Annotated in this window: 17 protein-coding genes; 9 read left to right on the forward strand and 8 right to left on the reverse strand. The window is 61.6% G+C overall.

All coding sequences use genetic code 11. From position 1 onward, the window contains the following. Window positions 1–6: 6 nt before the first annotated feature. The 3 genes from ACSV9I_RS06425 to ACSV9I_RS06435 all read right to left on the reverse strand — a co-directional run bounded on the left by ACSV9I_RS06425 (window position 7) and on the right by ACSV9I_RS06435 (window position 4,201). Complete coding sequence (locus tag ACSV9I_RS06425; protein ID WP_438327956.1) at window positions 7–1,917, reverse strand: PhoX family protein; 1,911 nt, start codon at window positions 1,915–1,917, stop codon at window positions 7–9. A gap of 74 nt (window positions 1,918–1,991) precedes the next feature. Next, window positions 1,992–3,053 (reverse strand): neurotransmitter-gated ion-channel ligand-binding protein, encoded by a 1,062-nt coding sequence (locus ACSV9I_RS06430; RefSeq protein ID WP_438327958.1) that lies wholly within the window; start codon window positions 3,051–3,053, stop codon window positions 1,992–1,994. Between the two features lie 11 nt (window positions 3,054–3,064). Then, entirely contained in the window at window positions 3,065–4,201 is a 1,137-nt protein-coding gene (locus ACSV9I_RS06435) for a cache domain-containing protein (protein ID WP_438327959.1), read from the reverse strand. 269 nt (window positions 4,202–4,470) lie between these two features. On the opposite strand from ACSV9I_RS06435, the gene ACSV9I_RS06440 reads away from it, so the two are divergent. The 5 genes from ACSV9I_RS06440 to ACSV9I_RS06460 all read left to right on the forward strand — a co-directional run bounded on the left by ACSV9I_RS06440 (window position 4,471) and on the right by ACSV9I_RS06460 (window position 10,877). Next, window positions 4,471–6,249 (forward strand): acyl-CoA dehydrogenase, encoded by a 1,779-nt coding sequence (locus tag ACSV9I_RS06440; protein ID WP_438328531.1) that lies wholly within the window; start codon window positions 4,471–4,473, stop codon window positions 6,247–6,249. 164 nt (window positions 6,250–6,413) lie between these two features. Next, the gene (locus tag ACSV9I_RS06445; RefSeq protein ID WP_438327960.1) at window positions 6,414–7,175 is read left to right on the forward strand and encodes a crotonase/enoyl-CoA hydratase family protein; all 762 of its coding nucleotides are present in this window, start codon (window positions 6,414–6,416) and stop codon (window positions 7,173–7,175) included. A 212-nt stretch (window positions 7,176–7,387) separates the two neighbouring features. Continuing rightward, on the forward strand, window positions 7,388–9,478 hold the full coding sequence (gene mcpU / locus ACSV9I_RS06450; protein WP_438327961.1) for a methyl-accepting chemotaxis protein McpU: 2,091 nt from the start codon (window positions 7,388–7,390) through the stop codon (window positions 9,476–9,478). Between the two features lie 165 nt (window positions 9,479–9,643). Further along, the gene (locus ACSV9I_RS06455; RefSeq protein WP_438327962.1) at window positions 9,644–9,946 is read left to right on the forward strand and encodes a hypothetical protein; all 303 of its coding nucleotides are present in this window, start codon (window positions 9,644–9,646) and stop codon (window positions 9,944–9,946) included. A 109-nt stretch (window positions 9,947–10,055) separates the two neighbouring features. Next, complete coding sequence (locus ACSV9I_RS06460) at window positions 10,056–10,877, forward strand: alpha/beta fold hydrolase (protein WP_438327964.1); 822 nt, start codon at window positions 10,056–10,058, stop codon at window positions 10,875–10,877. A 41-nt stretch (window positions 10,878–10,918) separates the two neighbouring features. On the opposite strand, the gene ACSV9I_RS06465 is transcribed toward ACSV9I_RS06460, so the two are convergent. Next, entirely contained in the window at window positions 10,919–12,169 is a 1,251-nt protein-coding gene (locus ACSV9I_RS06465) for a class I SAM-dependent RNA methyltransferase (protein WP_438327965.1), read from the reverse strand. Further along, complete coding sequence (locus tag ACSV9I_RS06470) at window positions 12,166–13,035, reverse strand: TlyA family RNA methyltransferase (protein WP_438327966.1); 870 nt, start codon at window positions 13,033–13,035, stop codon at window positions 12,166–12,168. The genes ACSV9I_RS06465 and ACSV9I_RS06470 overlap by 4 nt, the downstream gene beginning before the upstream one ends. A 622-nt stretch (window positions 13,036–13,657) precedes the next feature. On the opposite strand from ACSV9I_RS06470, the gene ACSV9I_RS06475 reads away from it, so the two are divergent. From ACSV9I_RS06475 to ACSV9I_RS06485, 3 genes are all read left to right on the forward strand, one after another. Then, window positions 13,658–14,671 carry a DUF4424 domain-containing protein gene (locus tag ACSV9I_RS06475; RefSeq protein WP_054156579.1) on the forward strand — a complete coding sequence of 338 codons (1,014 nt, stop codon included), beginning with the start codon at window positions 13,658–13,660 and terminating at the stop codon, window positions 14,669–14,671. A 271-nt stretch (window positions 14,672–14,942) separates the two neighbouring features. Beyond that, window positions 14,943–16,766, forward strand: coding sequence for a methyl-accepting chemotaxis protein (locus tag ACSV9I_RS06480; RefSeq protein WP_438327967.1), 1,824 nt, complete (start codon window positions 14,943–14,945; stop codon window positions 16,764–16,766). Window positions 16,767–16,991: 225 nt separating this feature from the next. Continuing rightward, entirely contained in the window at window positions 16,992–18,833 is a 1,842-nt protein-coding gene (locus tag ACSV9I_RS06485) for a methyl-accepting chemotaxis protein (RefSeq protein ID WP_438327968.1), read from the forward strand. A 101-nt stretch (window positions 18,834–18,934) separates the two neighbouring features. Here the strand turns inward: ACSV9I_RS06485 and ACSV9I_RS06490 are convergent, their stop codons facing one another. From ACSV9I_RS06490 to ACSV9I_RS06500, 3 genes are all read right to left on the reverse strand, one after another. Next, window positions 18,935–19,192 carry a DUF2188 domain-containing protein gene (locus ACSV9I_RS06490; protein WP_438327969.1) on the reverse strand — a complete coding sequence of 86 codons (258 nt, stop codon included), beginning with the start codon at window positions 19,190–19,192 and terminating at the stop codon, window positions 18,935–18,937. Window positions 19,193–19,199: 7 nt separating this feature from the next. Continuing rightward, window positions 19,200–19,604 (reverse strand): hypothetical protein, encoded by a 405-nt coding sequence (locus ACSV9I_RS06495; protein ID WP_438327970.1) that lies wholly within the window; start codon window positions 19,602–19,604, stop codon window positions 19,200–19,202. A gap of 158 nt (window positions 19,605–19,762) precedes the next feature. Beyond that, window positions 19,763–20,365 (reverse strand): superoxide dismutase, encoded by a 603-nt coding sequence (locus tag ACSV9I_RS06500; protein WP_438327971.1) that lies wholly within the window; start codon window positions 20,363–20,365, stop codon window positions 19,763–19,765. 195 nt (window positions 20,366–20,560) lie between these two features. Between ACSV9I_RS06500 and ACSV9I_RS06505 the strand changes: the two genes are divergently transcribed. Next, window positions 20,561–20,896 (forward strand): hypothetical protein, encoded by a 336-nt coding sequence (locus tag ACSV9I_RS06505; RefSeq protein WP_438327972.1) that lies wholly within the window; start codon window positions 20,561–20,563, stop codon window positions 20,894–20,896. Window position 20,897: the final 1 nt, after the last annotated feature.

Consider the following 20,897-nt stretch of genomic DNA (forward strand, 5'->3'; position numbering starts at 1 on the left):
TCAATCTCAGCCGATCCGGGCGTTGTCGTCCTTCTTGATGGCAATGATCGTCGAGCGCGGCAGCTTGCCTTCGCCATCCGGGAACGGCGCGTCAGGATGCTGGATGCCGACGAAATGCGTGCGCTTGTCGGCAGACCACGTCTGGCCGGTGACCTCAGCACCCTTCGGCGCGGTCAGGAAGCGCTCGATGCGACCGGTGACGGGATCGCCCGCCAGCATCTGGTTGTTGCCCTGACCGGCAAAGTCGCCTTCATTGGTGTCTTCGCCGTCGGTCTGGATCCACAAGAGACCGGTCGAATCGAACATCATGCCGTCGGGCGAGTTGAACATGTTACCCTCGTTGATGTTCGACGATCCGGCATAGGGGCCTTCCTTGTGCACGGCGGGATTGCCCGCCATCAGGAACAGATCCCACTTGAACTTGCCGTCGGCATGGTCGTCATTCTCAGGATACCAGCGCACGATCTGACCATATTCATTGGCCTCACGCGGGTTGACGGCGTTGAGCTCCAGCACGTCGCCGCCGGCATTGGTCTTCATCTTGCCGTCCTTCAAAACAGCGCGATTGCTGTTGTTGGTCAGGCAGCAATAGGCTTCGATGGCAACCGGATTGGTGGCAACCCATTCCGGACGGTCCATGGTCGTTGCGCCGACCTTGGAGGCCGCCTGGCGGGTGAAGACATGGATTTCGTCCAGCTTCATGCCGGTGGTCTCCGGCGTCAGGGCCAGCCATTCGCCGGTGCCTTCGTCGGAGAACTTGGCAACGTAGAGCGTGCCTTCGTCGAGGAGTTTCGAGGTGTCGCCCCCCGGGACATAGATGCCGTTGGAGACATATTTGTAGAGGAACTCGCCACGCTCATCGTCGCCCATATAGACGACCACGCGGCCGTCACGGGCCACGACAACCGCAGCGTTCTCGTGTTTGATGCGGCCCAGCGCCGTGCGCTTGATCGGGGTCGAAGAGGCGTCCGACGGATCGATCTCGACGACGTAACCGGCGCGGCGCGGCTCGTTCGGGTTCTTTGCCACGTCGAAACGTTCGTCGAACAGTTCATAGCCGTAGCGCGTTTCCGCGACGATGCCGTAGCGCTTGTAGTCGTCAGGCAGCTTGAAGTCGGCGGTGGTGGTGCCGAAATAGCCGTTGAAGTTTTCTTCGCAGGTGAGGTAGGTGCCCCACGGCGTCTTGCCGGCGCCGCAGTTGTTGAAGGTCCCGAGACAGTCGATACCGGCAGGATCAGCAGCGGTCTTCACCAGATCCGAGCCGGCGGCGGGGCCGGACAGCTTCATCGGCGTGTTGTGGTGAATGCGGCGGTTGAACTTGCTGTCGACGACGATCTGCCAGCCATTCTCGCCTTCGGTCACTTCCATGACGGTGACGCCCTGCATGTGCTGCAGGATCTTTACGTCGTCGAGGCTCTTCGGCATGCCCTTTTCGTTGTGGGGCAGGTTGGTCTCGTTGTTCACATACTCATGGTTGACGGCGATGAGCTGGCTATTGCCGACCATGAACAGTTCCATGCCATCGGTGTTTTCGCCAAAAACCTTGTCGGAGGCTTCGAGCGACACGCCGTTGACCGGATCGATATCGGCGACGCCTGAAAACAGCGGCTGGCCCCACTTGGCCAGCGGCTGCCAGCTGTAGCCTTCCGGGACATGCACGGTGTTATCGGTCGCAATCGCGATCGGCTTGAACGGAAAGCGCGACGCAGCTTCCTGTGCCTGGGCCGAGGTGGAGTTCAAAAGATTGCCGACGGTGCCCATGGCCGCTGCTGCCGAGCCCATGGCGAGGATGCCGAGGAAGCCACGGCGGGAGACCGCGCGCTCGACGACGAGGTCGAAGTCGGTGACGGCAGGCGGCGGGTTCTGCAATTCATCCCACTCGTCCCACGACAGATGGTTCTTGTTCGTGTCGGTCATCGATCACTCCTTGGTTTGGACAATTCCAGGGTGTGAGGTAGTCGGCCCACATTACAGTCTTGTGACGCTGAGGCTCAGGTCAGGGCGTTCAGCGCCACCGAGAGGCAGACGGCGAGAAAGACGACCGGAATGCCGATCCGGATATAAGCCCGGATCTCGGGTTCGAGATGCGGAAAGCGCTGCTTTCCGGGATAATCGGCATAGATCAGCACGATATCAACAAGGAGAACCGCAATCAGATAGAAATAACCGAGCGACACCATGACCGCGATCGGCGAGTTCATCGAGATCGAGCCGGGAAAGCTTGATTCATAGGTGAAGCTGAGAGCCGCCAGCGCCAGTAGCGCGGAATAGGTGATCGGCGCCTTGTCGCCGATCAGGCTGACCCGCGCCCAGAGGATGAAGACCGCAACCGAAGTCACCGCCAGAAACGGCACGAACAGCGGCAGCACGTAATATTGCCAGGCCCGCTCGACTGCGGCCGTCGCCTTGACCCGCACGAAGGGGCGCGCGTTCCAACCATGAAAACGCTCCATCACCACCGACAGACGCGTGCCCGTCCAATTCGACGCCGAGACATCGGTTTCGATCGATGACATTTCCCGGTCGATATCGTTCATCACATAGATGACCTCATCGGCCGGATGGCGCGGCGAGACCATGGACAGCGTCAGGTTCTGATGGTCGAAGGGAAATGAGGTCATGTCGATATCGACGCGGAAGTCGGCATCGATCCGCTTGATGCGGGTGACCGTGCCATCGGCGCGAACCGATACCGAAATCGCCTCGGTGCGTGCCTTGTCGATCTGATTTTCGATTTCTGTTCCGGGCGTCCACATCTTGGACAGCGTCTCCAGCGCCTCGTCGCCAACCGTATCGACGCGTCCGAAGCCGCTGACCTTCGGATCGAAGGCAAGCGCCGGATTTCTCCAGCGTTCCGTCAGCTCGATCATCATCGACGCCTCGCCCTCCGTTTCCGCGATGCGCGACACGTTGAGGATCCTGACGCCGACATGCACCTGGATAGGCAGGAAGACGCCCTCGGGCAAAGGGGGCGGAGGCGTTGCGGCGCTCGTTGCACGCGGCAGGCAAAGGCCAAGGCCGATGACCAGCAGGATCACCAGAGGCTTCAGCATGGCGGCGCCCCTCACGATAGCCGTCCGGACGAGCTGGAGGACAGCGCCGACAGACGGCCGATCACCTGTTGGAGGGCGGTTTCCTCGCCATCGCCATCGCCATCGCCATCGCCATTGCCATCAGTCTCCGGTGCTGTTGCCGGATTGGCGGTGGTTGCCTGCCCGTAGCGGGCGAGGTCTGCGATGGGTCGGAGAACCAGAGCGCGAATGGTCACCATGACCACGCCATAGCAGAACACGAAACCGAGGATGCAGACCGTCAGCGCCGTGATCAGCGAGCGATTGAACTGACTTCCCAGATTGGTGATGTCGCGGGCAATAACGATGGTACCGATCATGCGGCCGGAATAATCGAGAAGCGGCTGCGACAGCGTGCCAAACCGCTGGCTATCCAGCGTCACATCGCCCTCAACGGGCTCGCGTTGCAGGCCGATCTCGCCTGCTGCCTGCAGCTTTTCGAAAAGCTGGGTATCGGTCGAAGACTCGATCAGCAATTCGGTGCTGTCCTTCGATACAGCCTTGTCCTTCGGCACGTAGCCGGACATGGCGGGGCTGAGGAACAGCGCGAAGTCGGCGCCCGAGGCGGACTTGGCCAGATCCATCAGGGTCTTCAATTCCACGCCCACCTCGAAAGTGGCGATCAGCGTATCTCCGTCCATGACGGGTGCCACAGCACGCAGGCTGAGACCCGCCAGCCCCACTTCGAGACCCTTTTGCAGTTTGCGGCTGCGGTTAGCGGCCAGGATCATCGGCCGGATGCTGGACAAGTCCTGACCGAAATTTTTGGGGTCCTGGACGCGCAGATAGCTTTTGATATCCGTCGTGTGGAAGTGGAGCATGTTGACGCCCGCTTCACTCGCCAGCGCTTCGTAGCTTGGCTTCAGATAGGCGGCGAGCGCGGCCCGGTCCTGAGCCTTGAGAAGCGCAATCACCTGCGCGTCGCGCCCGATCTGGAGGGCCTGAGTGGCCGAGAGACTGGCGGCCTGGCCCATGGATGACGTCAGGAGGAGGGCGGTTGCCTGCATTTCCTGCCGTTTGCCTTCGGCCAGCTGTTGTCGGCTGCCGGATATGACCACAGTGGCGGCGGCAGCGAGAACCAGTGTCAGGCAGGTGGCCGTGACCAGGGCGAGGGTGCGATCGAGCGTCATGGCGGCAGGTTTCCAGATGGTGGCTTTTCCAAGGTGGTAAGCCAGTGCAGTCCTGCTTGTATCGCCCAAAGTTGGGCGCATAGTCTCCCTGGTGCACCAGGATGGCAGTGGCACAGACGGCGTGGCTCGCGGCGGTGTTGACGGCCCATCTGCGGGCAAAATAATTTGACGTTTACGTAAAAATCAATTAGCCAGAAATGCGAATGGGCCGCGCCTCCGGGGTGGAGTTTGGCGTGGCAAATAGCATAGGCCAGATGGAGGAGCTTGCCATGTACAAGGCGCCTGTTGAAGAGATCGCGTTCACCCTCAAGCACGTCGCCGGCCTGTCGAAAGCCATCGAAGAGGGCAAGCTTGGCGACCTGAGCGACGACCTCGTCGATGCCATCCTGACAGAAGCCGGACGGTTTGCCAGCGATGAAGTGGCCCCGCTTGCCGAGATCGGTGACAAACAGGGTGCCCGCATGGTCGACGGCAAGGTCATCGTGCCCGAAGGCTGGGATGCGCTCTACCGCGCCTGGGCCGAGGGCGGCTGGAATTCGCTGACAGCATCGGAAGACTTCGGCGGGCAGGGGCTTCCACATATGCTGAATGTCGCAGCCCTCGAAATGTGGAATTCCGGCTCCATGGCCTTTGCCCTTGGGCCAACGCTGACCATGGGGGCTGTCGACGCCGTCACCGCCCACGGCTCGGACGACCTGAAGGCAAAGTATCTGCCGAAGATGGTCTCCGGCGAATGGACCGGCACAATGAACCTGACCGAGCCCCATGCCGGCTCGGATCTCGGCGTGATGAAGTCCCGCGCCGAACGCCGCGACGACGGCACCTACCGTATTTTCGGCCAGAAGATCTTCATCACCTGGGGCGAACACGAGATCACCGAGAACATCATCCATCTGGTTCTCGCCCGGCTGCCCGATGCACCCGCCGGGACGCGCGGCATCTCGCTCTTCCTCGTGCCGAAGTACCTCGTCAACGACGACGGCTCGCTCGGCCCCCGCAATGATCTCCACTGCCATTCGCTGGAGCACAAGCTCGGCATCCATGGCTCGCCGACCTGCACCATGATCTATGGCGACGGCAAGTATGGCGAGGAAGCCGGCGCAATCGGCTATCTGATCGGCGAGGAAAACAAGGGCCTCGCCTGCATGTTCACCATGATGAACAATGCCCGCCTCGCTGTCGGCATGCAGGGTGTCGCCATCTGCGAGGCTGCCACACAGAAGGCCGTGCAATACGCCAAGGACCGCACGCAGGGCAAAGCCCCGGGCTGGACGGGGCAAGGCATGTCGCCGATCATCGAGCATCCCGATGTCGCCCGCATGCTGGTGACGATGAAGGCGCTGACGCAAGGCTCCCGCGCGATCTGCTATGTCTGCGCCCACGCCACCGACATGAGCCATCACGCTGACGGCGACGAAGCCCGCCATTGGGCTGAGCGCGCAGCTCTGCTCACCCCGATTGCCAAGAGTTTTGCCACCGACGCTGGCGTCGATGTCGCCTCGCTCGGCATCCAGACCCATGGCGGCATGGGCTTCATCGAGGAAACCGGTGCTGCCCGCTTCTGGCGCGACAGCCGCATTGCCCCGATCTACGAGGGCACCAACGGCATCCAGGCAGCCGACCTCGTCACCCGCAAGCTGCCGCTGTCGAACGGCGCGCATGTGCGCGGCTTCATCGCCGAGCTGAAGGAGATCGTGACCCACGTCCGCGCCTCCAACCTCGAGGGCTTCGGCGAAACCGCCGACCGGCTGGAGGCAAGCCTCGACGATCTCGAGGAAACCACGGAATGGCTGCTCACTCAGCTCGCAGACGGCAATGCCGCCGCAGCCTTGGCCGGTGCCACGCCCTACCAGCGCCTCTTCGGTCTTGTGCTCACCGGCGTCTACCTCGCCAAGGGCGCGCTGGCGGACGAAGCGCATGGCCGCGACAACCGCCTGGCACTCTGCCGTTTTGCCGCTGAAAACATGATCGCCGAAACGGCCGCCCTCAAGGACCGCGTCGTGTATGGCGCGGCAAGCCTGGAAGCGGCACGGGCGCTGTTTGCATAAGACGCCGGCCGCGGGTCCTCTTCTCCCCGCACGCGGGGAGAGGGGCGAAGGCCGCAGCGTCTCCGGTTACCCTCGCCCCGTTTACGGGGAGAGGGCGCGCCGAGCGAAGCGGAGGCGGGGTGAGGGGCCGTCACCGCGACAGACACAATTAAAGAGGGACAAGCATGACTGACCATATCCAGATCACCCGCCCAGAAGCCCATCCCGGCGTTCTTGTCCTGCGCTTCAACCGCCCGGACAAGAAAAACGCCATTACGCAAGCCATGTACGAGAAGCTCACGGCCGGCCTTCTCGAAGGCGAGCAGGATGACACCATCCGCGCCATCGTCTTCCTCGGCACCGAAGGCTGCTTCTCCGCCGGCAATGACATGGCGGATTTCTTGGGCTTCGCCATGGCCGGCGCCGTCGGCGAACCCGCCGCCTTCGGCCTGCTCAGGGCGCTGACGGATGTTACCAAGCCGCTCGTGTCAGGCGTCGATGGTCTCGCCATCGGCATCGGCACAACGCTCAACATGCATTGCGACCTGACGGTTGCCTCCGACCGCAGCCTGTTCAAGACCCCCTTCGTCGATCTGGCACTCGTCCCGGAAGCCGCCTCCAGCCTGATCGCGCCGCGTGTCATGGGCCACCAGCGCGCCTTTGCCATGCTCGCCGCCAGCGAAGGCTTCTCCGCAGAGCAAGCGCGCGAGGCCGGCCTGATCTGGAAGGTGGTCGCGTCCGATCAGGTGGAAGCCGAAACCTTGAAGATCGCCTCCTCGCTCGCCTCAAAGCCACCGGCGGCGATGAAGATCGCCCGTGCGCTGGTCAAGGGCAGCCCTGATGAGGTGCGCGCTCGCATGCAGGAAGAGCTCGTGCACTTCGTCGCCCAGTTGAAAAGCGCAGAAGCCCGCGCCGCCTTCGAAGGCTTCATGAAGGGGCGCGGTTGAGGTATCGCGGCAACCTCCATGCCTCATCGGAAATTTAGGTCTTGGTGAAGGACTTAAGGTCCCATTAAAATCTAATGGGTATCCTCCCGGCGACAGGCGCATTTTTCCGCCATCCGGTGCCATGACGGCGCGCTTCACCCATTCCCCCATATCGGAATTGATCCCCCGTCATGCAATTGCCGGTGGACCAGTCCGTCGCAGGAACAGTCCCGATGACAGCCCGTTTTAACCTGATGACCAAGATTCTTGTGGTCGCCTCCCTCGTGGTGGTGGCCGCTCTTTCCGGCTTCTCCGCCTACATCGACAGCCTTCAACGCAGCGCAACGAATGCTGCGGTACAGAGTGAGATCCAGTCATCCGGCCTTCAGGCCTCGCAGAGCATCGCCAACTGGCTGGGTGCTCGCGTCATGCTCACCGAGCTTGCCGGCAACGCGGCCGCCAAGGCCTCCGATGCCACGGCCATTACCGCTGCCTTCGACAATCCGGTGCTGATCCGCGAATTCATGTCGACTTATGTCGGCGACGAAAAGGGTGTCTTCACCAGCGTTCCCGTGCAACCGCTTCCGGAAGGGTACGACCCCCGCAAGCGCCCATGGTATCAAGAGGCGGTCAAGGCCGACAAGATGGTGCTGACGGATCCCTACAACGACGCCTCGACCGGCAATCTGATCATAAGCGCCGCCATTCCAGTAAAAAAGGATGGCAAGCTATATGGCGTCGCGGCCTCTGACTTCTCGCTGAAGTCACTTGTCGAGATGGTCAACTCTGTCGACATGGGCGGCAAGGGCCAGGCCTTCCTGGTCAAGCAGGACGGCACGATCCTTGTCCATCGCGATGGCAGTCTCGTCACAAAGACGCTGAAGGATGCCTTCCCGACTGGCACACCTGCCGTGGGCTCGGGGATTACCGAAACGGCTTTTGCCGATGCCAACGTGCTTGTCAGCTTCCTGCCGATCAAGGGGCTGCCTCGTGACGACTGGTATCTCGGCGTGCAGATTGATCGTGATCTCGCATTTGCCGCAATCGGCGAATTCCGCACCGCGGCCGCCATTGCCACGCTGGTCGGCGTCGTTGCGATGATCGGGATTCTGGCCGCTCTGCTTTCCCGCCTCGTCGTCCGTCCGGTCACTGATATGACCGGCGTTATGGGCAAGCTTGCCGGCGGTGACGTCTCGGCAACGATCCCTGGCACTGAGCGCACTGACGAGATTGGACAGATGGCCGCCGCCGTCGCCGTCTTCCGTGACAATATCATCGAGCGTGGACGTCTCTCCCGCGAGGCGGACGAGACCCGGACGATGACTGAGCAGGAGCGGCGCGAACGCGAGGCCGCAAAGGCGCGCGAAGCCGAACAGGTCGCCTTTGCCGTCCAGTCGCTTGCGGATGGCCTCGGCCGTCTGTCCAACGGCGATCTCGTCACCCGCATCGAAACACCGTTTGCCGGCGATCTCGATCGCTTGCGTGTCGACTTCAACGCCTCGCTCGACAAACTGCATGACGCAATGGCAACCGTTGGCCGCAATGCCCGCGCCATAGATGGCGGTGCTGCAGAAATCCGCCATTCGGCCGACAATCTCGCCCGCCGCACCGAACAGCAGGCGGCCTCCGTCGAGGAAACAGCGGCCGCCCTTGAGGAAATCACCACGACGGTCAAGGACAGCGCTCGCCGCGCCGAGGAAGTTGGTCAGCTTGTGACCAAGGCCCGCGCCGGTGCGGAAAAGTCGGGCGAGATCGTCGAGAAGGCGGTCGGTGCCATGCAGGGCATCGAGCGTTCGTCCGGTGAAATCTCCAACATCATCGGCGTCATCGATGAGATCGCCTTCCAGACCAACCTTCTGGCGCTCAATGCCGGTGTCGAGGCAGCCCGTGCTGGTGAAGCCGGCAAGGGATTTGCGGTTGTTGCCCAGGAGGTCCGTGAACTGGCCCAGCGGTCTGCAAACGCTGCAAAGGAGATCAAGACCCTGATCAGCGCCTCCGGCGCGCAGGTGAAGCACGGCGTCGAACTCGTCAACGAAACCGGCAAGGCGCTCGACGTGATCGTTCGCGAGGTCCAGGAGATCAACGGCCACGTCAACGCGATCGTCACGGCCTCGCGTGAGCAGTCCACCGGTCTTCAGGAGATCAACACCGCCGTCAATACGATGGACCAGGGCACCCAACAGAATGCCGCCATGGTCGAGGAACAGACGGCGGCAAGCCATGGCCTTGCCCAGGAAGCCGCAGCACTAACGGCCTTGCTCAACCAGTTCCGCATCGACGAACGGTCTGCCGCCACGGACTATCAGGCCCGCCGCGCCGCCTGATCCGGTATGAGCCACGCAAGATTGTAAAACGGCGCCCCTGCGGCGCCGTTTCGCCTCCCGACGTATACCTGGTTCAGCCTCCGTTCAGTCTTTTGCGTTTAGTGTCGGAAACCATTGCGCGTCTCGGCCGTTCGACCGGGATCTTTTCGTTTGATCGAGGCTTCCATGTTGCGTTTGTTCTGTGTCGCACTCACCCTTCTCGTCAGCAGCGTTTCCGTCCAGGCGGGCGCCGGTCAGTCCGATGCCGCGCCCTATGTGCTGATCAATGATAGCAACGATGCCATCACCGAGCAGGCTGGCAAGCCGAACAAGCCGCATGTCCGTCCACAGCGCTATATCTGTGTTGTCGACCAGTCGGGCAATATTGGCGGCGGTGGTCAGGTGTCTTGCCCGGCCAAGCCTGCCCGTGTCGGCGGGCGCTGCCGCTGCGCCAATGTCACCGGATCGGGCACGCTCTATACCTATTGATGAGCCTGGATGCGACGGGTGGCGGCAATGCTGCCGCAGGGCTTTCTCGGGAACTTGATACGTCTCGGCTCGTTTTGACCTTTCCTAAAACAGAGAAAGGTTCTTGCCCATGCCCCGTATCAAGACCCGTGATGGTGTCGAACTCTACGTCAAGGACTGGGGGCAGGGACGCCCTGTCGTTCTCCTGCATGGCTGGCCTTTGACCGCCGACACCTTTGACGATCTGTCGCTGGCCATCGCCGATGCCGGCATGCGGGCAATCTCCTATGACCGTCGCGGTTTCGGCCGCTCCGAGCAGCCCTTTGATGGCTATGATTACGACACCCTGTCAGACGATCTGGCGGATGTGCTCGCCTGGGCTGGCGCCAATGATGCGACGATCATCGGCTTCTCGATGGGCGGCGGTGAAGTGGCGCGCTACATGTCCCGCCATAGCGGCGCCAATTTGCGCTCGGCCGCATTGGTTGCTTCGGTGGTGCCCTACATGCTGCAGACCGATGACAATCCGGAAGGCACGCCCCAATCCACCTTTGACGAGATGGCACAGGGCATGCAGGACGACCGTGCCCATTTCTTTGCTGGCTTCTTCAAGGACTTCTATGGCGTCGGCATGTTCGACAAGGCGGTCAGCGATGAAGTGCTGGAATGGTCGGAACGCCAGGCGATGATGGCTGGCCTCAAGCCGACGCTTGCCTGCGCCAAGGCATTTTCCAGCACCGACTTCCGGCCGGACCTTGCCGCCTTCAAGGTGCCGACCCTGATCATTCATGGCACCAGTGACCAGACGGTGCCGATCGATGCGGCCGGTCGCGCCGCCGCTGCCGGCATCCGACAGGCAACGCTGCTCGAATATGACGGCGCACCGCATGGTCTCTTTGCCACGCACAAGCAGCGCTTCATCGAAGATATCGTCGCGTTCCTGCGTCACTGACCGGCTTGCCCCTCTCCTGTTTCACGGAGAGGGGCTTACCCTTACTTCTTGCTGAGGAAAGCCACCGCCTCGACATGCGGAGACCAGAGGAACTGGTCGATCGGCGTCACCTGGTCCACGCGGTAGCCGCCGGCCACCAGGATCGAGAGATCCCGCGCCAGCGTCAGCGGATTGCAGCTGATCGCCACCACCTTCTTCACCTGCGATTTCGCAAGCTCCGTGCACTGTACTTCCGCACCGGCGCGCGGCGGATCGAAGACGACGGCATCAAACGCCTTGAACTCGGAGGTCATCAGAGGACGGCGGAAGAGGTCGCGCCGCTCGGCCGTCACGGGTTTCAGCCCTTGCGTATTGCGGGCGGCGAAATCCAGTGCCTTGATCGCCTTCTCGTCGGATTCGACCGCGTGAACGGCCATCTTGCGCGCCAGTCGCAGCGCAAATGTGCCAATGCCTGCAAACAGGTCGGCGATCTTTTTCGCCTTGCCAATATGCGCCGCAGCAAGTGCTGCCATATGCGCTTCGGCCTCCAGCGTCGCCTGGGTAAAGCCGCCCGGCGGCAGAACGACGCGTGCGCCGTCAAAATCCAAAAGCGGCTTGTGCGGCTCGATGATGATTTCGCCATTGGCCGAAACGCGGGCAATGTCCTTGAGCTTCAGCACGGCATTGGTCACGTCGCGCCGGGCGCGATCGGATAGCCCGCCGGGCAGCCCGTCGAGCGAGATATCGAGCCCCGTCAGGGTTTCCGTCACCGTGATGCGGAAATGATCGGCGCCGGCGGCTCTGGCAATGATCTGCAGCGCGTCGAGCCGGGACACCAGCCCCGGTGACGCGATGGGACATTCTTCGACGACCACGACATGATGGGTTTCCGCCTGCATGAAGCCGATGACCATGTCGTTGTCGCGTCGCCGCGCGGAAAACACCAGCCGGCGTCTCTGATGCGGATGCGCCTCGAAAATCTCGGCGACGGGCGCATCAATGCCTTTCGATTTCAGCGCGTCGATCAGGATCTGGCGCTTGAAGGCATTGTAGGGGGCGGGGGCCAGATGCTGCATCGAACAGCCGCCACAGGTGCCGCCGACCCCATCCGGGCCAAAATGCTTGCAAGGCGGGGTTACGCGATCCGGCGAGGTGGAGGCGAAGGACATGATCGTGCCCGCGTTCTTCACACGCGCGATCGAGACCGTCTCGCCGGGCAGCGCGAACGGCACGAAGATCGGACCGTCTGCGCCATGCGCCACGCCGTCGCCCTTGGCGCCGAGGCTGGAAATGGTGACTGCTTCAGCGCTCATGCGCGATCCTCGTCCGCTTCGTCGTCTTCGGATTCGTCCTCGAGCACGTCGTCCCCGTCCTCGCCCATGTCCTCCTCGTCCATGTCCTCGTCTTCAGCTTCGTCAGCCTCGCTTTCCGGCTTGAACCCGGCCAGCAGGAATTCCTCGTTGCCATCACCGCCTGCAATCGGGGAGGGGATCATCCCAAGGCTCGTCCAGCCCATGTCTTCGGTCAGCCAGCGCTCCAGTTCGGCCGCAACGGCGGGTGCCGTTTCCGGTTCCTTGAGCAGGCCTGCCTTGCTAATCGCATCACGGCCGGCTTCGAATTGCGGCTTGACCAGAAGCAGGCAATGCGCGCCGGGCTCAGCCATGTCGAGTGCGGGCACCAGCGCAAGCTTCAGCGAGATGAAGGAAACGTCGGAGACGAGGAAATCGAAGGGCTCATCATCGATATCCTCGGGCTCCATATAGCGGGCGTTCAGCCCCTCGATATTCGTCACCCGAGGATCGTTGGCGAGCCGCGGATGCAGCTGGTCGTGGCCGACATCGATGGATACCACGTGTTCGGCACCGCGCTTCAAAAGCACTTCGGTGAATCCACCGGTCGAAGCGCCGACATCCATGCAACGGCGCCCTTCCGGCGAAAGCCCGAAATGGTCAAGGGCTGCCACCAGTTTGAGGGCCGCGCGCGAGACGTAATCCTGGGCCGGATCGTCGATCTGGAAGTCGTGCTCGGCGCTGAAGACGAGGCTGGCTTTACTGACGACCTTGCCGTCGATCCTGACCGTACCGCGCTGGATCGCGTCACGCGACCGCGACCGGCTGGCAAAGAGACCAAGGGCGACCAGAAGCTGGTCGAGGCGCTGGGGTTCGGGAAGCTTTTTCATACCCCGTCAATGAGGGCTCGCACGAGGTGGTGCAAGCATTTTGTTTGGATTGCGTGTCCGGAAATGCCTGCCAGGTTGCGTTTTTCGCCTCTATTCTCAATGATTGAATTAGAGAATAATTAATCAATTATCGCTAATTTCACGATGTCGGTGCTTGATCGTCTCCTCCTCTCAACACGCAATGCACCGAGATATCTGCAGCCGAACCCTTCCTGGCAGCAGACATGCAGAAGCCCTCCGGATTCGGGCCCGGAGGGCTTTTGCATGTCAGGCCATCGTTCGGGCGCCTAAAACGGCGGATGAACAGCGCTTGGTCCTGCAGCAGCAGCGAGCGCTTGAGGAGAAGGCTGCTGCTCTCGCCCAGGTCAAACTGGTCGCCTCGACCGGACAAACATGTGTATATGCCAAGCATTGCGCCGCCTGAGGTCAATGGGGTTCCGGTGATCCAAAGAGCCAGGCGCTTCCGTTTTGGGCAGGAGTGCCTTTTCCATCCATGCATGCCATTTGCCATCGAAATGCACCATGAAATGGCCTGTCCGCCACCATTGACCAGCCGCAAGCAGCATCGCTAATTGTTCCAAGACAGCGCGTGGGGCGCGGGCATGCGTGAGGGGACAGGCAAATGACTATCGGGACACGGATCTATACGCTCACACTGGCAGCCAGCATCTGCATGGGCGGACAGGCTGTGGCCAACGACACCATGGCAGTGCTGGGTGCCGGCGGGCTTGTCTTCACCCGCAGCGATGACATCAGCATGGTCGAAGAGGACCTCTACATCTCGCCGACACAGGTGAAGGTCGACTATACCTTCCGCAATGCCAGTGCCAATTCCGTATCCACCATTGTTGCCTTTCCGATGCCCCGCATCGGCGGCGGTGTGGACTTCATGGGCAGCGTCCCGGATATGGAACAGGACAATTTCATGGACTTCACCGTCACGCAGGATGGCGCGGCGATTGAACCCAAACTGCAGCAGCGTGCGCTGGTTCACGGTATCGATTTCACCGATGAGGTGAAGAAGCAGGGCGTGCCACTGATGCCGCTTGCGGATGCGACAAGGGTGGCTATCGGAAAACTCGATCCGGCCGTTCTGAAGGATTGGCAGGTCAAGGGCCTGATCGTCGACATGAACTACACGCCCGATGGCAGCACTGAGCCGGAATTCTACCCGACCTGGGAACTGGATACGGTTTATTGGTGGGAAACCGTATTTCCGGCCGGACGCGACGTGAAGGTCGAGCACAACTACAAGCCCAGTCTCGGCGGCACGACGGCCATGGTGTTCATCCAGGATGGCGAGCCGACCGACAATTTCGAGGACTACAAGCAGCGCTACTGCCTGGACGATGACTTCATGGCGGTTGCCGCGAAGCTCGAGAAGAGCCAGGACGCCGACAAGGGCATCTACTATTTCGAGAACTGGCTGTCCTACATTCTCACCACCGGCGGCAACTGGTTCGGCTCGATCGAGAAGTTCCGTCTGACCGTCGACAAGGGCAGTGAAAAGAACATTGTCAGCTTCTGTGGCGAAGGCGTGAAGAAGACCGGTCCCACCACGTTCGAGATGACCGCGACGGACTTCTATCCGCAAAAGGATCTCGACATCCTCCTGGTGGTCCCCAGCCAGCAGTGACATCGCCCTGGCGAGCGTCATGCACCCGATGCGATGACACGGTTACGTGCCAAACGGCATAAGTTGAACACCCGCCAAGTGGCCCAGCCGTGGTAACGGGTTGTCAATGCGTTTGAGACACGTTGCGGTCGATCGGCGGATTCCGGCTTCCCCCTGAACGGGCCATGATGGCTTCGCAAATGCCGGAATGGATCATGCACCTGCTTTGCCATGTGCGGCGTGGCTGAAGGCCTCGGCCGTTGCGTGCCCGTGCCTCCCGAAAGTATTGGCCATGTCCCTCAACAACCTTTCCCTCAGCCACAAGCTCATCCTCACCTTCTGCACCATCATGGCGGGATGCTTCATGGCCTCCGTCGTCGTCTTTCTCCAGGCCCAGAATGCCCGGGGATTGCTGGTCGAGCAGGACCGCGCCCAGGATATCGTCAATCTCGTCGACAGGGCGGCGACTGCGATGGCAGATGGTGTAGCGAGCCATCGCGGCTATCTTCTGGCCGCGAGCGAGAGCACGCTGGCGTCACTGACTTCGGACCAGGATAACGTGAAGGCAGCACTCGACGAAGCGGTCCGGCTGGCCGATGGCGAGCCGGGCCTTGCCGCTTCGCTTGCCGCCATGCGCTCGGCAGCAAGCACCTATCAAGAGACCGTCGTCGCCCCACAGATCGGCGCTGCCAAGGCCGGTCAGATGCCGCTCGATGCGATCGTTGCGATGGGGGGTGCCGATGGCGGCCGCGCGCTCGACGCTTTCCGCCGTGCAGCCTCCGAAGTAAAATCGGTGTTATCGGCACAGGTCACCTCGGCACAGGAAAAATTGCAGACAGCGCATTGGTCGCTGGAAATGGCCCTTATCCTTGGTGCGGCCGTTGCCGGCGTCTTCGCTGTCGGTCTGATCTGGCTACTCGCGCGATCCATCGTCACCCCGATCATCGGCATGACCGATGCCATGGCCCGCCTTGCCGGCGGCAATCACCAGGTCGAAGTCCCAGCAATCAACCGCGGCGATGAAGTTGGCCGCATGGCCAAGGCCGTCCTCGTTTTCAAGGACGCGGCCATCGAGAGTGCCCGGATGTCCGACGAGCGCCGCGCGATGCGCGAGCAGGTCGAGGCTGAACGGCGTGAGGCTGAGGCTGAAAAGGCGAGGGAGGCCGAAGAAGTTCGTTTCGCCATGAGCGAACTCGCTGAAGGCCTCGCCGCACTCTCGAACGGCGATGTCGTCTTCCGTCTCGCGCGTCCCTTCGCCTCGCATCTCGATAGCCTGCGCGGTAATTTCAACGAGTCGCTCGACAAGCTTCAGGCAGCGCTGCGCTCGGTTGGCGCCAATGCCCAGGCGATCAATGCCGGTGCCGCCGAGATCCGTGCCGCCGCTGACGATCTTGCCAAACGCACCGAGCAGCAGGCAGCCTCTGTCGAGGAGACGGCAGCTGCAATCGAGGAAGTCACGGTCACTGTTCGCGACACGACGAAACGCGCCGAAGATGTTGGCCAGCTCGTCGAGCGCACACGGGCTGGCGCGGAACGCTCGGGGGATGTCGTCCGCAATGCGGTGGCTGCCATGAACGAGATCGAGCAGTCGTCGCAGTCGATATCCTCCATCATCGGTGTCATCGAAGACATCGCCTTCCAGACCAATCTTCTGGCGCTGAACGCTGGTGTCGAGGCCGCTCGTGCGGGTGAAGCTGGTAAGGGCTTTGCGGTCGTTGCCCAGGAAGTCCGTCAGCTCGCCCAGCGCTCCGCCAATGCGGCCCAGGAAATCAAGGCCCTGATCTCACGCTCCACCGCCGAAGTCGGCTCCGGCGTGGCCCTTGTCGGCGAGACCGGAAGTGAGCTGGAAAAGATCGTCAGCGCCGTGCAGGAGATCAGCCATCACGTGCAGGCCATCGTCACCGCCGCACGCGAACAGTCGACCGGGCTTCAGGACATCAATCTCGCCGTAACGGCCATGGACCAGGGCACGCAGCAGAATGCAGCCATGGTCGAGCAGCAGACGGCGGCCTCCCATACCCTGGCCGGCGAGGCTGATTCGCTGAACCGACTGCTCGCCCAGTTCCGGCTCGACGGCCGGCAGTCTGGTGCAACTCTGGCTTACCGCGCGGCGTGATCACAGAGGGATTTGACATCCGGTGCGACAGAAGCCGCACCGGATGTCATGGCTTGTTTTGACCGCTGAGCGATCCCGTTGCAGACGCTATTTGCTCAATCGGAAAGGGAAGGAGCCAAAATTCGCTTTCCAAATGTTATCGCTATCTCAAATTATTAACCACGATATTCTAATCATTCTACCGTTGAGACAGGTCGCGCCTGCGACCTTGGGGACGGAAGCATCATGTTGAATAGTTTAAAGAAAATACCGCTGTCGATGCAAATGGTGCTCGGCATTGGACTTGCCGTCGCCGCCATCCAGGCAGCAACCGCCGCCTATGAAATTTCCTCGGAAAGACTGAGCCTGACAGACAAGGCTGCCATGCGCGGCGATGCGGCCCTCGACATGCTCGAGTCCGTCCACACCCAGGCCATGCTCAATCGCAAGGAAGTCGGCGAAGACGATCCGGCGATCGAAACGTTGGATGGCACCATGGAGCAGTTCTCCAACGCCGGCGGCTCCGTGAAGATCTGGCTGGTCATGGGACCGAAGGTCATCGACTTCCAGCGCGCCCAGGGCGAAACCGAATTTGAGGCACCACGCGATGCCATCGACCAGCAGGCGATCACGGCCCTGCAGAAGCTGAACCGGCTCGAAGGCGAGACCTTCCGCATGACCCGCCCCGTCATTCTCGGGCAGGGCAGTGCTTCCGATGAGAAATGCGCCACCTGTCACACCGCCCAGATGAACATCCAGCCGGGGGAGATCGTTGGTCTCTACAGCGCGGAAGTCGATCTGGCACCGGAACTGGCCGCCTGGCGGGCCAATGTCTGGAAGCGCATCGCCATGGGGTCCGGCGCCATTGCCCTGATGATCGTGCTGGTCGTCTTGATGCTGCGCGTCACCGCGATCACGCCCCTGCGCTCGCTGACCAGGGCCACCAAGAGCCTCGCCGACGGAAACCTCGATGTCGACGTTGGCAATACGGATCGTCGCGACGAACTGGGCATCATGGCTCGCGCACTGGATGTATTCCGGGATGGCTTGCGGCGGACGCGTCAGCTGGAAATTGAGGCGGAGCAGACGCGGCAAAAGGCGGAGGCGCACCGTCTTGAAATCGAGCGCCGCGCCGAGGAAGAGGCCGCCGAAAAGCTGCGTTTTGCCACATCGGGTCTGGCTCAGGGCCTGCGCCGCCTCGCTCAGGGCGACCTCGATTTCCAGATCGATGCGCCTTTCGCCGAGAACTTCGAAACCCTGCGTCACGATTTCAACGGGTCGATCCGCGAACTCGCCGGGACGATGGGAACGATCCGCCAGACGGCGGCGGCTATCGATGGTGGCAGCGCGAACATCGCGGATGGCTCACGCGAGCTTGCTCGCCGCACCGAAAGCCAGGCGGCATCGCTTGAGCAGACGGCCGCCTCGCTGAAAGAGATCAACACCACAGTCGTTGCCGCCAACCTGCGTGTCGCCGAAGCCCGCGATGTGGCCAAGAAGGCGAACCAGAGCGCGGTGACCTCGGGCAAGGTGGTGACCGAGGCCGAACAGGCGATGCATCGCATCGAGGAAAGCTCGCAGCAGATCTCCTCGATCGTTGGGGTCATCGACGAGATTGCCTTCCAGACCAATCTTCTGGCTCTCAATGCCGGTGTCGAAGCCGCCCGCGCGGGCGAAGCGGGCAAGGGATTTGCGGTCGTTGCCCAGGAAGTGCGCGAGCTTGCCCAGCGCTCGGCCAATGCCGCCAAGCAGATTGACGGTCTGATCAAGACGTCGACAGCGCAGGTCGAAAACGGGGTGAAGCTCGTTCACGGCACTGGCGAGACGCTGCTGGAGATCGGTGACCTGATCCAGAAGATCAACGAACATATGGATGCGATTGCCGATTTCACCCGTGACCAGGCCAGCAATCTGCGCGACATCGGCGGTGCTGTCGACAATCTCGACATCGTGACCCAGCAGAACGCCCAGGTGTCGGACCAATCCAGCCTGGAAGCGAACAGACTGGCAGAGGAGGCTGCACAACTTCGCGTGATGATCGAGCGGTTCCGGTTGCCGGGCACGACGAGCCTGCGCCGCGCGGCGTGATGCATGAACTCAGGCGGGCGTGAATTGCCCCGGTCCCCGATGATGCAACGAAAAAAGCCCGTGGCGCGAGCCACGGGCTTTTCCCTGCCTGGAGGTACAGGCTATCGGACGTCGTCGACATCATCGACCACGCCCGCCATGGGCCGGTCCGCACCGTCCGCATGTTCGTGGATCCAGTCGCCGTCTTCGTTCTGCCAGCTGATCTCTGTGTCGCCATCGGTCAACTGCTGCGCAGCGGCTGCCCTGCGCGCCGCATCCAGTGCCTCTTCATGCGTCGGATAAGGCTCTGAATAGACGTCGCCCAGTCGATAGGCATAGCCTTCATCATGGGCGACGACATGATAGGTGATCGTCACCATGACGATCTCAATTCCAATGCCAGCGATTGCTGCGTGCCGGCGGGGTTGAGTTCGCCAGAAGATAGCCGATCACACCGCCAAGAATGCCAAGGGTAATCAGGCCGGCAGAGGTTGCGCCTGGATTGCGGCGCACCACGCCCGCGACAGTTCCCGCGCCCTCACGGGCATATTCGGCAACGGCGTTGGCGGTACGGGCGGCACCATCCAGTGCTACGGCCGCCCCATGGCGCACGTCTTCGCTGGTATAGCCGGTTGCGGACCGTGCGGTGCGGGCGGCATCATCCAGCGCTTCCGATGCGCGGTTGCGAAGGTTACGGCCACCACGGCCAGCTTCACGGGCAAGCGTGTCCTTCAAATCGTTCATCTGTTCGCGAAGCTCGCGCAGTTCGGCCTGCAGGTTCGAAGTCGCCATGATCCGTATCCTTTCGTTGTGTCCTTGAGTGTTGCGGAACAAACGTGGCGGACTGGCTATGGTTCCATCGCCTCGCATCATCGCGGATGAAACCCAAAAACAAAAACGCCCGGCGAGGAAGCGCCGGGCGTTTCTAATATTAGATTGGCATCGAAGTCTTACTTCGTTGCCGCCTCGTACATGTCTGCGACATAGTCCCAGTTGATCAGGCTGTCGACGAAGGCTTCGAGGTACTTCGGACGGGCATTGCGGTAATCGATGTAGTAGGAGTGTTCCCACACGTCGACGCCGAGGATCGGCGATGCACCGTGGATCAGCGGGCTTTCGCCGTTCGGGGTCTTGGAGATCTCAAGCTTGCCGTCCTTGACGGAGAGCCAGGCCCAGCCGGAGCCGAACTGCGTGGTGCCGGCGGCGATGAAATCAGCCTTGAACTTGTCGTAACCGCCCAGATCGCTGTCGATGGCAGCCGCAAGCTTGCCCGGCAGCTTGTTTCCGCCGCCGTCCTTCTTCATCCAGTTCCAGAAGTGGATGTGGTTGTAGTGCTGGCCGGCATTGTTGAACAGGCCGGCATTCTTGCCATAGGACTGCTTGACGATCTCTTCCAGCGACAGGCCTTCGAGGCCGGAATCCTTCAGGAGATTGTTGCCGTTCGTGACATAGGCCTGGTGATGCTTGTCATGGTGAAACTCAAGGGTTTCAGCCGACATGAACGGCGAAAGCGAGTCATAGGCGTAAGGCAGTTCGGGCAATTCGAAGGCCATGGTAAGATCTCCTCTTGGCAATAGATTGCGTTTTGGCAGGTGACGGGAACATAGGTGCGGAAGCGGGAGGAGGCAACCGCTACAGTTCCAAAATCAGACCCGCATGCGAAAGAATTGTCCTGCGTTTTCGCACTTGAAGAGGGCGGGTTTCCGCACAATCTTCGAGCGGACCGAACTCTTAGCCAAGGGTGCCCGATGACCAGCGCGATCCGCATCTTCATCACCGCGATCTGCCTCTTGTCCGGGGCTTCGATGCCGGCATTGGCAGCCTCATCGGACGCCTGGGACGAATTCGCCAAGGATGTGGCCGCCAAATGCACCACCCTTGCAGAGGGGCGGATCGAGACGCCCCAGGTCGTGGTCGATCCCTTCGGCACGGAAAACTATGGCGTCGCCATCCTGACCGGCAAGGCCTTCGGGGCCGATGCTATCGTGAGTTCTATCTGCGTCTACGACAAGAAGGCGAAGACGGCCGAGATCGGCGGGGAGCTGACCTCCGACATGGTCACGATAACCGTTCCCAAGCCTTGAA

Source organism: Rhizobium sp. G187, assembly GCF_051549525.1.
GTDB lineage: Bacteria > Pseudomonadota > Alphaproteobacteria > Rhizobiales > Rhizobiaceae > Allorhizobium.

Coding starts and splice junctions, on each gene's coding strand:
- ACSV9I_RS06425 (WP_438327956.1), bottom strand. CDS start 1,917: ATGACCGACACGAACAAGAACCATCTGTCGTGGGACGAGTGGGATGAA.
- ACSV9I_RS06430 (WP_438327958.1), bottom strand. CDS start 3,053: ATGCTGAAGCCTCTGGTGATCCTGCTGGTCATCGGCCTTGGCCTTTGC.
- ACSV9I_RS06435 (WP_438327959.1), bottom strand. CDS start 4,201: ATGACGCTCGATCGCACCCTCGCCCTGGTCACGGCCACCTGCCTGACA.
- ACSV9I_RS06440 (WP_438328531.1), top strand. CDS start 4,471: ATGTACAAGGCGCCTGTTGAAGAGATCGCGTTCACCCTCAAGCACGTC.
- ACSV9I_RS06445 (WP_438327960.1), top strand. CDS start 6,414: ATGACTGACCATATCCAGATCACCCGCCCAGAAGCCCATCCCGGCGTT.
- mcpU (WP_438327961.1), top strand. CDS start 7,388: ATGACAGCCCGTTTTAACCTGATGACCAAGATTCTTGTGGTCGCCTCC.
- ACSV9I_RS06455 (WP_438327962.1), top strand. CDS start 9,644: ATGTTGCGTTTGTTCTGTGTCGCACTCACCCTTCTCGTCAGCAGCGTT.
- ACSV9I_RS06460 (WP_438327964.1), top strand. CDS start 10,056: ATGCCCCGTATCAAGACCCGTGATGGTGTCGAACTCTACGTCAAGGAC.
- ACSV9I_RS06465 (WP_438327965.1), bottom strand. CDS start 12,169: ATGAGCGCTGAAGCAGTCACCATTTCCAGCCTCGGCGCCAAGGGCGAC.
- ACSV9I_RS06470 (WP_438327966.1), bottom strand. CDS start 13,035: ATGAAAAAGCTTCCCGAACCCCAGCGCCTCGACCAGCTTCTGGTCGCC.
- ACSV9I_RS06475 (WP_054156579.1), top strand. CDS start 13,658: ATGACTATCGGGACACGGATCTATACGCTCACACTGGCAGCCAGCATC.
- ACSV9I_RS06480 (WP_438327967.1), top strand. CDS start 14,943: ATGTCCCTCAACAACCTTTCCCTCAGCCACAAGCTCATCCTCACCTTC.
- ACSV9I_RS06485 (WP_438327968.1), top strand. CDS start 16,992: ATGTTGAATAGTTTAAAGAAAATACCGCTGTCGATGCAAATGGTGCTC.
- ACSV9I_RS06490 (WP_438327969.1), bottom strand. CDS start 19,192: ATGGTGACGATCACCTATCATGTCGTCGCCCATGATGAAGGCTATGCC.
- ACSV9I_RS06495 (WP_438327970.1), bottom strand. CDS start 19,604: ATGGCGACTTCGAACCTGCAGGCCGAACTGCGCGAGCTTCGCGAACAG.
- ACSV9I_RS06500 (WP_438327971.1), bottom strand. CDS start 20,365: ATGGCCTTCGAATTGCCCGAACTGCCTTACGCCTATGACTCGCTTTCG.
- ACSV9I_RS06505 (WP_438327972.1), top strand. CDS start 20,561: ATGACCAGCGCGATCCGCATCTTCATCACCGCGATCTGCCTCTTGTCC.